This window comes from Roseateles agri (genome assembly GCF_034043675.1).
GTDB lineage: Bacteria > Pseudomonadota > Gammaproteobacteria > Burkholderiales > Burkholderiaceae_C > KK5.
This window is the reverse complement of sequence record NZ_JAXCLA010000001.1, coordinates 155,255-168,155: the sequence shown is the minus strand read 5'-3', so window position 1 is coordinate 168,155 and position 12,901 is coordinate 155,255. Positions and strand designations below refer to the sequence as shown.

11 protein-coding genes are annotated in these 12,901 nt (G+C 68.7%); 2 read left to right on the top strand and 9 right to left on the bottom strand.

The annotated features are described in order from the left end of the window. Positions 1–188 precede the first annotated feature (188 nt). Both SNE35_RS00735 and ureE read right to left on the bottom strand, forming a co-directional pair. Positions 189–884 (bottom strand): urease accessory protein UreF, encoded by a 696-nt coding sequence (locus tag SNE35_RS00735; RefSeq protein ID WP_320420819.1) that lies wholly within the window; start codon positions 882–884, stop codon positions 189–191. A gap of 8 nt (positions 885–892) precedes the next feature. Continuing rightward, on the bottom strand, positions 893–1,483 hold the full coding sequence (gene ureE / locus SNE35_RS00730) for an urease accessory protein UreE (RefSeq protein ID WP_320420818.1): 591 nt from the start codon (positions 1,481–1,483) through the stop codon (positions 893–895). A gap of 131 nt (positions 1,484–1,614) precedes the next feature. On the opposite strand from ureE, the gene SNE35_RS00725 reads away from it, so the two are divergent. Next, positions 1,615–2,778, top strand: coding sequence for an MFS transporter (locus SNE35_RS00725; protein WP_320420817.1), 1,164 nt, complete (start codon positions 1,615–1,617; stop codon positions 2,776–2,778). A 61-nt stretch (positions 2,779–2,839) separates the two neighbouring features. Continuing rightward, a complete protein-coding gene (fusA, locus tag SNE35_RS00720) occupies positions 2,840–4,948 on the top strand; it encodes an elongation factor G (protein WP_320420816.1) in 2,109 nt (702 codons plus the stop codon). Between the two features lie 12 nt (positions 4,949–4,960). On the opposite strand, the gene SNE35_RS00715 is transcribed toward fusA, so the two are convergent. The 7 genes from SNE35_RS00715 to SNE35_RS00685 all read right to left on the bottom strand — a co-directional run bounded on the left by SNE35_RS00715 (position 4,961) and on the right by SNE35_RS00685 (position 12,892). Next, a complete protein-coding gene (locus SNE35_RS00715) occupies positions 4,961–6,364 on the bottom strand; it encodes a hypothetical protein (RefSeq protein ID WP_320420815.1) in 1,404 nt (467 codons plus the stop codon). A gap of 115 nt (positions 6,365–6,479) precedes the next feature. Continuing rightward, entirely contained in the window at positions 6,480–8,117 is a 1,638-nt protein-coding gene (locus tag SNE35_RS00710) for a GMC family oxidoreductase (protein WP_320420814.1), read from the bottom strand. Further along, on the bottom strand, positions 8,114–8,671 hold the full coding sequence (locus SNE35_RS00705; RefSeq protein ID WP_320420813.1) for a sugar dehydrogenase complex small subunit: 558 nt from the start codon (positions 8,669–8,671) through the stop codon (positions 8,114–8,116). Before SNE35_RS00705 ends, SNE35_RS00710 begins: the two co-directional genes overlap by 4 nt. 2 nt (positions 8,672–8,673) lie before the next feature. Next, the gene (locus tag SNE35_RS00700; protein WP_320420812.1) at positions 8,674–10,086 is read right to left on the bottom strand and encodes a cytochrome c; all 1,413 of its coding nucleotides are present in this window, start codon (positions 10,084–10,086) and stop codon (positions 8,674–8,676) included. Between the two features lie 213 nt (positions 10,087–10,299). Further along, on the bottom strand, positions 10,300–12,021 hold the full coding sequence (gene ureC / locus SNE35_RS00695) for an urease subunit alpha (RefSeq protein ID WP_320420811.1): 1,722 nt from the start codon (positions 12,019–12,021) through the stop codon (positions 10,300–10,302). Beyond that, positions 12,021–12,332 (bottom strand): urease subunit beta, encoded by a 312-nt coding sequence (locus tag SNE35_RS00690; protein ID WP_320420810.1) that lies wholly within the window; start codon positions 12,330–12,332, stop codon positions 12,021–12,023. The genes ureC and SNE35_RS00690 overlap by 1 nt, the downstream gene beginning before the upstream one ends. Then, positions 12,329–12,892: a HupE/UreJ family protein gene (locus tag SNE35_RS00685; protein WP_320420809.1), complete on the bottom strand. Its 564-nt coding sequence runs from the start codon at positions 12,890–12,892 to the stop codon at positions 12,329–12,331. The genes SNE35_RS00690 and SNE35_RS00685 overlap by 4 nt, the downstream gene beginning before the upstream one ends. Positions 12,893–12,901: the final 9 nt, after the last annotated feature.

Below are 12,901 nucleotides of genomic sequence, written 5' to 3'. Positions count from 1 at the left end.
GATCCTTGTCTCCCTTGGCGTTCCGGACCGGGCGGCTTGCCCGTTTCCATGACCGTTATGGTTCCGGAAAGCGATCGAGCGGAGCAGCGGTCGAAGCTGGCAGTCGCGAGCCTGCAAAACAGCAAACCCGCGTAGGCAACTTGCCTACACGGGCTTCGAGTCGTGACTTGTGCCGCGCTTTGCGGGTTCTAGGAGCGAAACAGCCTGGAGTACTGCGTCTCGTGCTGCGCCGACAGGATCGCCAGCATCGGCGCGAAGGCCTGGCGTTCGCCATCGCCCATCGCCAGGGCCTGATCCACGCTGGGAGGGATCGCTTCGCTCAGCGCCTCCAGGATGCGCTGGCCGGCGCTCTGGCCCAGCGGCACGGCCTTGACGGCCGCTGCCACCATGTTCTCGGCCCAGCCGAAGGCATGGGCCAGCATGGCCTCGCGCAGCGGTGCGCCGGTCTGCGCGGCGGCCAGCGCGAAGGCGACCGGCCAGCTCGGCGCAGGCTGCAGCGCGGCCAGGGCCTTCAGTTGGTCACGCTGGGCTTCGCTCAGCGCGGCCTTGTTCTTCAGCCACTCCAGCAGCGAGCGGCCCATCTGCTCGGCTTGCAGGCGCAGCTCGCGGGTCTCGCGGGTCTGCAGCACCCAGTCGTTCAGCGCGGCGACGCGGGCCAGGTCGCCATCGCGCCAGGCCTGTGCCGCGGCGGCGCAGGCGGGCAGGTCAGCGCGGGCGAGCGAGAGGCGCAGTTGGTCCAGCAGCCAGGCGAGGGCCTGGGCCTCGTCGGTGACGCGGCCGGAGTCCACGGCCGCTTCCAGCCCCTCGGAATAGCTGAATCCTCCGACCGGCAGCGCCGGCGAGGCGAGCTGCATCAGCTGCAGCCAGGCGGACGGCGACACCATCGCCGGCGTCAATGCTTGCAGCCGGGGCCGTGCACGTGCGGCGCGGCGGCCACGGGGATGCCGACCGGTTTGCCCGGCGCGGCGTGAGAGTGGCCATGCCCGTGCCCATGGTCGTGCCCGTGGCCATGATGCGCATGGCCCTCGGCCGCATAGGCGCCGCCCTCGGGCTCGAAGGCCGCCTCGGTCTCGGTGACGATCAGGTGCATCTGCCGCAGCATGTCGGCCAGCACGTGGTCGCGCTCCAGCAGCAGGCGGTCCGGCTGCAGCTCCAGCTGCACATGGCGGTTGCCCAGGTGGTAGGCGGCGCGCAGCAGGTCGAAGGGACTGCCGTGCTCGGCGCAGGCGCGCACCTCCAGCACCGGCTGCGGCGCGGCCTGCACGGCGACCAGCGAACCGTCCTCGACCAGCACCAGCACGTCGCCGCCGCGCACCACGGTGCCGCGCGGCAGGAACACGCCGACCTGCCGGCCCAGACTGTCGGTGAGGTCGAAGCGGCTCTTCTGGCGCACGTCCCAATCGAGCGAGACGGTGGCGGCGCGCTTCAGCAGCACGGGGGCGAGGCCTTGGCCGCGCTGGATCAGTTTGTTGACGGTGAGCATGGGCGGCACGGCGCTTGCAAAGGGAAGCCCGCACTGTAGCGAATGCCGTGCCTGCCGATGGCCTTGAGCCGGCAAGCCCTTTGAGCCACAGATACATTGCGCTGCAATATTTCCGTACGGGATCCAAGAACATGAAATCGACCTGGCCTTTGCTGGCCCTGGCCGTCGGCGCCTTCGGCATCGGCACCACCGAATTCGCGCCGATGGGCCTGCTGCCGGTGATCGCCGACGGCGTTGGCGTGTCGATCCCCACGGCCGGCCTGCTGGTCAGCGCCTACGCGATCGGCGTGATGCTGGGCGCGCCGGTGATGACGCTGGCGCTGGCCCGGGCGCGGGTCAAGACGGCGCTGATCGGGCTGATGTCGATCTTCGTGCTCGGCAACCTGCTGTCGGCCATCGCGCCGGACTACTGGACGCTGCTGGCCGCGCGCCTCATCACGAGCCTCAACCACGGCGCCTTCTTCGGCATCGGCTCCGTCGTGGCGGCCAGCCTGGTGCCGCGCGACAAGCAGGCCAGCGCCGTCGCCACCGTGCTGATGGGCCTGACCATCGCCAACATCGGCGGCGTGCCGGCCGCCACCTGGATCGGCCAGCAGATCGGCTGGCGCATGGCTTTCGCCGGCACGGCCGGCCTGGGCGTGCTGGCCATCGCCGCGCTGGCCCTGGCACTGCCGCGCGGCGAGGCCGGCCGCATGCCGGACATCCGGCGCGAACTGCGCGTGCTGACGCGCCAGGAGGTGCTGGTCGCGATGCTGACGACGGTGCTGGGCTCCGGCGCAATGTTCACGCTCTACACCTACGTCGCCCCGGCGCTGGCGCATCTGGCGCACGCCTCGCAAGGCTTCGTCACGCTGGCGCTGGTGACGATCGGGCTGGGCTTCACGATCGGCAACTGGGCCGGCGGCAAGCTGGCGGATTGGTCGCTGGAAAAGGGTTCGCTGATCCTGCTGGGCGCGCTGGCGCTGGTGATGTTCGTGCTGCCCTGGCTGCTGGCCAGCGAATACGGCGCGCTGCCGGGCTTGCTGCTGTGGGGCGCGGCCACCTTCGCCATCGTGCCGCCGGCGCAGATGCGCGTGATGGCGGCCGCGGCCGAGGCGCCGGGCCTGGCGTCCTCGGTCAACGTGGGCGCGTTCAACCTGGGCAACGCGCTCGGCGCGGCGCTGGGCGGCGGCGTGATCGCGGCTGGCTGGGGCTACCCGGCCGTGTCCATCGCCGGCGGGCTGCTGGCGGCGGGCGCACTACTGCTTCTGCTGCTGATCGGCGCGAAACCCCGCGCTGTCGTCGAGCCGGCTTGAACTCAGTCATGCAGACCTCACCTTTGCCGGCTACATTCACCGGCTTGACCCGGAGCACATCATGAGCCGCAAAACACCCATCGAGCGCTATCGCAACATCGGCATTTCCGCCCACATCGACGCGGGCAAGACGACGACGACCGAGCGCATCCTGTTCTACACCGGTATCAACCACAAGATCGGCGAGGTGCACGACGGCGCCGCCACGATGGACTGGATGGAGCAGGAGCAGGAACGCGGCATCACGATCACCTCCGCCGCCACCACCTGCTTCTGGCGTGGCATGGAGCGCAACTACCCCGAGCACCGCTTCAACATCATCGACACGCCCGGGCACGTCGACTTCACCATCGAAGTCGAACGCTCGATGCGCGTGCTCGACGGCGCGGTCATGGTCTACGACTCGGTCGGCGGCGTGCAGCCGCAGAGCGAGACCGTCTGGCGCCAGGCCAACAAGTACAAGGTGCCGCGCCTGGCCTTCGTCAACAAGATGGACCGCATCGGCGCCGACTTCTTCCGCGTGCGCCAGATGATGGTCGACCGCCTGCGCGCCAATCCCGTGCCGGTGGTGCTGCCGATCGGCGCCGAGGATGCCTTCACCGGCGTCGTCGACCTGCTGAAGATGAAGGCCATCTACTGGGACGAAGCCTCGCAGGGCATGAAGTTCAACTACGAGGAAATCCCCGCCGAGCTGCAGGCCTCGGCCGAGGAATGGCGCGAGAAGATGGTCGAGTCCGCCGCCGAGGCGAACGAAGACCTGATGAACGCCTACCTGGAGAACGGCGACCTGCCCGAGGCGGACATCATCAAGGGCCTGCGCCTGCGCACCATTGCTGGCGAGATCCAGCCGATGCTGTGCGGCACCGCTTTCAAGAACAAGGGCGTGCAGCGCATGCTCGACGCCGTGATCGACTTCCTGCCCTCGCCGGTGGACATCCCGCCGGTGCCCGGCCATGACGAGGACGACAAGGAAGTCGTGCGCCATGCCGACGACAACGAGAAGTTCTCCGCCTTGGCCTTCAAGCTGATGACGGACCCGTACGTGGGTCAGCTCACCTTCGTGCGCGTCTACTCGGGCGTGCTGCAGTCGGGTGCCAGCGTCTACAACCCGATCCGCGACAAGAAGGAACGCATCGGCCGGATCCTGCAGATGCACGCCAACCAGCGTGAAGAAATCTCGGAAATTCTGGCCGGAGACATCGCCGCCTGCGTGGGCCTGAAGGACGTGACGACCGGTGAAACGCTGTGCGATCCGGACTCGATCATCACCTTGGAAAAGATGGTGTTCCCGGAGCCGGTGATCTCGCAGGCTGTCGAGCCCAAGACCAAGGCCGACCAGGAAAAGATGGGTATCGCCCTGGGCCGCCTGGCCAAGGAAGACCCTTCCTTCCGCCTGCGCACCGATGAAGAGTCGGGCCAGACCATCATCTCCGGCATGGGCGAGCTGCACCTGGAAATCATTGTCGACCGCATGAAGCGTGAGTTCGGCGTGGAGGCCAACGTCGGCAAGCCGCAAGTTGCGTACCGCGAAACGATCCGCAAGACCGCGACCGACGTCGAAGGCAAGTTCGTGCGCCAGTCCGGCGGCAAGGGCCAGTACGGCCACGTCGTGCTTACCGTCGAGCCGCAGGAGCCGGGCAAGGGCTTCGAGTTCGTCGACGCGATCAAGGGTGGCGTCGTGCCGCGTGAGTTCATTCCCGCGGTCGAGAAGGGCGTCATCGACACCTTGCCGAATGGTGTGCTCGCGGGCTTCCCGGTGGTGGACGTCAAGGTCACCTTGACCTTCGGCTCGTACCACGAGGTCGACTCGAACGAAAACGCGTTCAAGATGGCTGCGTCGATGGGCTTCAAGGAAGCTTGCCGCAAGGCCAGCCCGGTGATCCTGGAGCCGATGATGGCCGTGGAAGTCGAGACGCCTGAAGACTACGCCGGCAACGTGATGGGCGACCTGTCCAGCCGTCGCGGTATGGTGCAGGGCATGGACGACATGGTCGGTGGCGGCAAGGTCATCAAGGCCGAAGTCCCGCTGTCGGAAATGTTCGGCTACTCGACGACGCTGCGTTCGATGTCGCAAGGCCGTGCCACATACACGATGGAGTTCAAGCACTACAGCGAAGCGCCGAAGAACGTGGCGGACGCCATCATCACGGCGCGCGGCTCGAAGGGCTGACGAACAGTCCCGTCAGAAGTCCACGGCCTTCGTATGGAGGCCGCGGGCGACCAGCGTCGCGTTGATGATCTGAGCCTCGACGCGGCTGCCGAAAGGCCAGATCGCGGCGCGCCAGCCCTCCGGTGATTCGAAGAGTTGCGCCTGCATCGTCGCCGAATCGTTCGGCTGCAGCGGCTTCACCAGTTCCTGCATCTTCGCCAGCATCGCCTCGGCCTCGGCCTTGTTGCGCGTTGGCGGCGCCACCAGGGCGACGACCGGCGTGCCCTTCTGCGCCGCCTGCTTGAGGTCGGGCCGGACGCTGGCGACTGGCAGCGTCGGTGTCTCGGATGCCGCCGCTGTCGGGACCGGGGGGGCCGGCGCGGCTGTTGGCGGCGGGGCGCTGCTGACTTGCGCCATCAGCGGTGGCGCCGCAGGCCTGCTGGCACCGCCCTCGACCAGTTTTGGCCGGATGTCGATCACCGGCTCCGACGCGGCCGCGCTTGCGGCGGGTGCGACCTCGGCCTCGGCTACATGTGACTCCGCCATCGGCGCGCTCGCCGCCGCCGGCTCCGCTTCTGAAGCTGCCGAAGCCGGCGCGGTGGCCACCATGACCGTGCCGCTCGCCGCGCCGCTGCTCGCCGGCGGCGGTGCCGACGCTGCGCCGGCCGCGGCTTCCAGCGTCGCGCCGTCCGGCGCGCTGCGGTGCCAGAGCAGCCCCCCGGCCGCCGCCACGATGCACAGCGGTACCAGCGCCGCCACGCCCACGCGTTTCGGATCCAGGCAGCGCTTGCCCAGCATCGGTGGCAGCGCGGCGCCGGCGCTGCGCCCGGCCAGGATGCGGCTGCGCGAACTGCCGGCGTCGATCGCCGTGCTCACCAGGTAGATCTCGAAGGGCCAGGCGCCGCCGGCCACGCCGTCGCCGCTCATCTTCTTCTCGTCGATCGGGATCACGCGATGCGGCCAGCTCTCGTCGCCGGGGCGGGCGCTGTAGCCGTGCTCCAGCGCGAAGCGGGCAACGCGCCGGGCCGACAGGCCGTCGATGAAGCGCTCGCTGAAGGCCGGCCAGCCCTCGTCAGGTGTCTTGCCCTTGCCGCCTCGTCCCAGTAAGCCCAGCAGCCCCATCAGGCGCTCGCGCCAACCGGGCCGGCCCGGCGCGGCCGAGGGCGGCGTCTCCACGTCTTCCTGGTCGGCCAGGGCGTCCAGGTGGGCCGCGTTTGTGTTCGCGGCGACGGTGCTGTCCTCGCTGCCCCAGGCAGCCAGGCTCTCGTCGGACACCTCGTCCGTCAGCACCGGCTCCACCGGCCCGCGCGGGGGCGGGCCGCTGCGCATGAACGGCAGCGCCACAACGCCAATCGTGTGGACGTCGTAGATGCTGATGCGTTTGGCGAGCGGGTGCTGGTTGTGCCAGGTCACCACTTGCTCGGGAAGGCGATCCATGAGTGGCGGCTTGTCTTTTCGGTCGGAGCTTTGCGGCCTCGATCTTGCAGCCCTCACACAGGCTGCGGTCCGAAGAATAACGCCAGGATTCAGCGGCTACTACTGCCGCGCGCGATCACATTTCCTTGAGCAAGGTGTCGGCTATGCGCAGGCTCAGCGCTGCGCCGGTCAGCGTCGGGTTCATGCAGGAGGCCGAAGACATCACGCCGGTGCCGGCGATGAAGAAGTTCGGGTGGTCGTGGGTGCGGCAGTCGCGGTCGACGACGGAGTTCTTCGGGTCGTCGCCCATGATCGTCGTGCCCATGATGTGCTGGCGATCCTGGTGGCCGGTGTCCATCTTCAGGATGTCGGCGTTCATCAGCCCAGCCATCTTCGTCAGGTCCTTCACCGCGAAGTCGCGGCCGGCGTTCCAGTAGTCGTTGACGCTGTAGTAGATCTCCGGCACCGGCAGGCCCAGAGCGTCGACCGTCGTCTTGCTCGGCACGATGCGGTTCTGCGGCTGCGCTTCCGTCTCCAGGTCGACCGCGATGTTCAGCGAGCGGGCCGACTGGCGGCGGATCTCGGCATCCAGCTTGCTGCCCAGGTAGCCCTTGGCGAGCAGGTCGGACGCGATCTGCGAGGTGGGGACGGTGTTGCGGAACTTGGTCTTGTAGCTCGGGATGTCCTTGCGGAATTCGCCGTCGCGGTAGTTCAGGTAGACCAGCAGCTCGGTCGGGCCCTGGCCGGGCCAGACGTCCTCGTTCATCATCACGTTGGCGCTGATGCCGGTATGGCCCATCAGGTTGCGGCCGACCTGGTCGGACGAGTTGGCGATGCCGTTCGGGTACTTCTCGGACGTGGACATCAGCAGCAGCTTCGGTCCCTCGATCGCATAGGCGGCCAGCACGAAGTGACGCGCGGTCAGCGGGTGCGAGCTGCCGTCCGGCGTCTTGTAGTGGACTCGCGTGATCTTGCCGTCGGCGCCGGCCTCGATCTTGTAGACGACCGCGTTGTCCAGCAGCTTGGCACCGTGGCGCTCGGCCTCGTCGATGTGCATCGAGCCGTCGTACTTCGCGCCGATCGGGCAGACCGGGTTGCAGTTGTTGTTGCCCGCGCAGACCGGCCGGTTGCCGTAGGGGCGGCTTGCGCGGCCATGCGGCTCGATGACCGGGTGGTAGCCGCCCGGGGCCAGCATCTCCGCGGCGCGCTTCATGAAGTAGGGCTCGTTCAGGCCCTTCATCGGGAAGGGCTTGGAGCGCGGCGGCCAGGCCTCGCCGCCGTGGCCGCTCTCATCCTGCCCGTCGACGCCGGAGACGCCCAGTTCGGCCTCGGCCTCGCAGTAGTAGGGCTCCAGCTCGTCGTAGCCGATCGGCCAGTCGCGGCCGCGGCCGTACAAGGTGCGCAGCTTGAAGTCGTTCGGGATCATTCGCCACAGCGCCGAGCCGAAGTGCCAGGTCGTGCCACCAACCACGCGCAGGTATTTGGCCGGGTAGGCCACCGGCCCGGTCTGCTTCAGGTACTTGCCGTAGGTGGACGGGATGTGCGGCGGGTTCGGGAAGGGCGAACCGGCGCCCTGCGCCTTCATGTTCGCCAGCGAGAGCTTGACCGGCGCGTTGCGGAAGGTCTCGACGATGTCGGCCCGGCGCACGCGCGGCCCGGCTTCGAGAATGATGACGGACTTGCCCGCCTTGGCCAGGCGGCTGGCGACCAGGCCGCCCATCACGCCCGATCCGATCACGATCAGGTCTGCATCGAATTCGGTACTGCTGCTCATGCGGCTTGCTTCTCGTTCGTAGGTGCCGGCGTCGGCGCGGGCGTCGGCTTCTCGCCCCAGGAATCGGGGCCGCCGCCATAGGTGGGGATGACCAGCACGTCCTGCGTCGGCCGGTACATCAGGGCCTGTGCGTAGCTGACCAGCTCGGTCTTGTCGTCATCGCCAACGATGCCCAGATACCAGGCCGAGACGATCTGGGTGATGGTCTTGCGCAGCGGCTCGGAGAGGTCCGGGCGCGCCAGCAAATCGTCGATCGACGGCGCCTTGGCCGCGTCCACGTAGGCCTGCAGCGATTGGACCTTGTCGTTGAAGCTCGTGTCGCGGCGGGCCAGCGCCGCCTGGAAGCGCGCCGCGAGGCCGGTGGCGAGCGGCTGGCCGCCGGTGAGGAACTCCGACAGGCGTTGGAAGTCGGCCGGCGAGGCGACGGCCGCGAAGGCGCCGCGGCTGCCGAACACCGCCGCCCCGCCGAGGGCCAGCGCGCCGCCGGTCAGGATGGCGCCGGCCAGCACCGTGCGGCGCGAGAGCCCGGGTGATTCGTTCAGGAGGTGGGACATGGTCAGTGCTTCCTGCGGGCCCGCGAGCCACGCACGACGAGAAGGATGAGGACGATCAGCACGACGCCGAGCGCCGGGGCGATGGCGGGCTGCAAGGTCGCCAGCAGCGGCGCCTTGCCGCCGGCTCGCGCGGTCTGCACGTCCTGCGCACTGACCTTGACGGCGGCGTTGCCGTAGTGGCTCAGCACGTAGTTGGCGACGTCGGCGACTTCCTGGTCGCCCAGTCGGTCGGTGAACGAGGCCGCATCGCCGAAGGCCGGCATGAAATGCGGCTTCCCGTCGACCGTGCGGTCCACGCCGAACAGGATGGTGGCGATCAGGTTGTCGGCCCGGTCGGCGCCGGTGGTCGTGTTGTGGAACAGCGAGGGATAGGCCTCGTTGCCCGTGCCGGTGGCATTGGCCTGGTGGCAGGCGGCGCAGCTGCCGCTGAAGATGCGCCAGCCGGCGTCGACATCGGTCGCCCGGCCGCGCATCTCGGTCTCGCTCGCCGACGCCTCGCCATGGTCGAAGCGCGGCTTGGACTGACCGTCCGAGATGGCCGCGGTCTGCTTCAGGTAGACGGCGATGGCCTTCAGGTCTTCGTCGGGCAGGTACTGCAGGCTGTGCTCGATCGCCTCTGCCATCGGGCCGGCGGCCTGGGCCTTGCCGTGCACCCGGCCGGTCTTCAGGTACTGCACCAGCTCCGCCTCGGTCCAGGCGCCGATGCCGCTGTTCGGATCGGCGCTGATGTTCGGCGCGAACCACGGGCCCAGCGAACCGCCGCCCAGCGGCTTCGTGCCGTCCTCGGCCATCAGCGCGTTGCGCGGCGTGTGGCAGGCACTACAGTGCGCCAGCGCGCCGGCCAGGTAGGCACCGCGGTTCACCTCGGTGCTCTTCGATGCATCGGGCACGAAGCGAGAGTCCTTCAGGAACATCGCGTTCCACACCGCCATCGAACTGCGCAGGTTGAACGGGAAGGGCAGCGAGGTCTGTGGCGCCGGCTGGTCCACCGCCTTCACGCCGTGCATGAAGTACGCGTAGAGCGCCGCGGTGTCCGCATCGCTGAGCTGCGTGTACGAGGTGTAGGGCATCGCCGGGTAGAGATGCGCGCCGTCCTTGCGGACGCCCTGGCGCAGCGCGGCCTGGAACTCCTCGAGCGTGTAGTCGCCGATGCCGTTCGCTTTCGACGGCGTGATGTTCGACGCGTAGATCGTGCCCAGCGGCGAGACGATCGGGTAGCCGCCCGCGAAGGCTGCGCCGGTCTTGGGCGTCGTGTGGCAGGCCGCGCAATCGGCGGCAATCGCGAGCCGGTGTCCTTGCTCGATCAGGGCGGCATCGCTGCCCTGGGCCTGCGCGGAGCCGGCCACGCCGAGGGCCGCCAGGGCGGCCGACTGGAGAAGCCGCATGGCAATGTAGAGAACTTTGGGGGATTTCATCGTGGCCCGTACTGCGTGCCCTGGTTGACGCCCCGAAGCGCGCGCGCTCGGCGGGTCGGGGCTTGTGGGCAGCGTGACTGCCCGTGCGGTAGATCGTCGCCAGCAATGTATGCCGGGCGGCCCGCAAGAAAAACCGGCGTGCGCGCAACGCGCGTTGCGGTGCTGCGAACAGTGCGGGGCGCGGTGGGCGCCCGGCACTGTTCGCCAGATGGCTCAGAACAGGAAGTAGCGCTGTCCCAGCGGCAATTCCTTGGCCGGCTCGCAGGTCAGCAAAGCCCCGTCGGCTCGCACCTCGTAGGTCTGCGCATCGATCTCCATCTTCGGCAGATAGGCGTTGCGCACCATGTCCCGCTTCGTCACCTTGCGGTTGCCACGCACGGTGGCGATCTGCTTCTTCAGCCCGTAACCCTCGACTTCAGCGGCACCCGATTGCGAGACGAAGGTCAGCGAGCCCGCGTGCAGCGCGCCGCCGAAGGCGCCGAACATCGGCCGGTAGTGGACCGGCTGCGGCGTCGGGATCGAGGCGTTGGCGTCGCCCATCAGCGAGGCGGCGATGAAGCCGCCCTTCAGGATCAGGCTGGGCTTGACGCCGAAGAAGGCAGGGCGCCACAAGACGATGTCGGCCCACTTGCCGACCTCGATCGAGCCGATCTCGTGCGCCGCACCATGCGACAACGCCGGGTTGATCGTCAGCTTGGCGATGTAACGCTTCACTCTTTCGTTGTCGTTGCGCTCGCTGTCCCCGGGCAAGGCGCCGCGCTGCAGCTTCATCTTGTGCGCCGTCTGCCAGCAGCGCAGCACCATCTCGCCGACGCGGCCCATGGCCTGGCTGTCGGACGAGAACATCGAGATCGCGCCCATGTCGTGCAGCACGTCTTCGGCGGCGATGGTCTCGCGGCGGATGCGGCTCTCGGCGAAGGCCAGGTCCTCGGCCACGCTGGCGTCCAGGTGGTGGCAGACCATCAGCATGTCCAGGTGCTCGTCCACCGTGTTGACGGTGTAGGGCATGGTCGGGTTCGTGGACGAGGGCAGGAAGTTCGCCTCGCCGACGACGCGCATGATGTCCGGCGCATGGCCGCCGCCGGCGCCCTCGGTGTGGAAGGCGCAGAGCGTGCGGCCTTTCGTCGCGGCGATCGTGTCCTCGACGAAGCCGCTCTCGTTGAGCGTGTCGCTGTGGATGGAGACCTGTGTGTCGGTCTGCTCAGCCACCTGCAGGCACATGTCGATGGCCGCCGGCGTCGTGCCCCAGTCCTCGTGCAGCTTCAGGCCGATCGCGCCGGCGCCGATCTGCTGCAGCCCGGCCTCGGGTCGGCTGGCGTTGCCCTTGCCGAGGAAGCCCAGGTTCATCGGGAACGCGTCGGCCGCCTGCAGCATGCGCTTGATGTTCTCGGGGCCCGGCGTGCAGGTGGTGGCCAGCGTGCCGGTGGCGGGGCCGGTGCCGCCGCCCATCATCGTGGTGACGCCGCTCATCATGGCCTCTTCGATCTGCTGCGGGCAGATGAAGTGGATGTGTGTGTCCACCGCGCCGGCGGTGACGATCATGCCCTCGGCGGCAATGATCTCGGTGCCGGGGCCGATGACGATGTCCACGCCCGGCTGCACATCGGGGTTGCCGGCCTTGCCGATGGCGGCGATGCGGGTGCCGCGCAGGCCGATGTCGGCCTTGACGATGCCCCAGTGGTCGACGATCAGCGCGTTGGTGATCACGCAGTCCATCGCGTCGCCGGGCCCGGGACCGTTCGCGCGCTGGCTCTGGCCCATGCCGTCGCGGATGGTCTTGCCGCCGCCGAATTTCACCTCCTCGCCGTAGCCGCCCGCGCGCAGGGTCAGGTCTTGCTCGACCTCGATAACCAGCGAGGTATCCGCCAGCCGCAGCCGGTCGCCCACGGTGGGCCCGAACATCTCGGCGTAGGCACGCCGTCCAAACGTTGCCATCAGATTTTTCCTTGCACTTGTCCGCGGAAGCCCCAGGCCTCGCGGGCACCGGCGTAATCGACCAGCTCCACCGTGCGCTGCTGGCCCGGCTCGAAGCGCACGGCCAGGCTGGAGGCGATGTTCAGCCGCATGCCGCGCGCGGCGGCGCGGTCGAACTTCAGGGCGGCATTGGTCTCGGCGAAGTGGTAGTGCGAGCCGACCTGGATCGGGCGGTCGCCGGTGTTCTCGACGACGAGGGTGAGCGTGCGACGGCCGGGGTTCAGGACATGGACCGCGGACTCGTCGTCGATCAGCAGTTCGCCCGGGGTCATGCGAGCAGCCCCAGGCCCAGCAGTGCGATAGCGGCACCGGCCACTCGCGGCAACAGCAGTGAGTGCCGGCGCATCTGCAGGCCGAGGCCGATACCCAGCAGGTGCAGCGTGGCCGTGCCGATGACCATGCCGCCCAGCGCCGCATCACCTGCCAGCTCGACGCCATGCGCCGCGCCGTGGAACAAGGCGAAGCCGCCCATCACCAGGCCGCCCAGCGGCAGCTGCTTCGGCGCCAGCAGCAAGGCGCCGGCGGCCAGCAGCGAGCCGGCGATCATCGTCTCAACGGCAGGGAAGACCACGCCCGCCCGCGCCAGCAGCGCGCCGACGAGCAGCATGGCGACGAACATCAGCGGAGCGGTCCAGCGCCGCTGCACCGAGGCACCGGCGCTCCAGATGCCCACGGCCAGCATCGCGGCCAGGTGATCGACGCCGGTGAACGGGTGCACCAGGCCGTCGACGAAACCGTGGTGGTGGGCCGCGCCATCCGTGCCCACGTGGGCCGAGGCCAGGCCGCTGGCCACGGAAAGAGCCAGTGCGATCAGCAGACTGTTTTTCTTCATCTCGGTGCG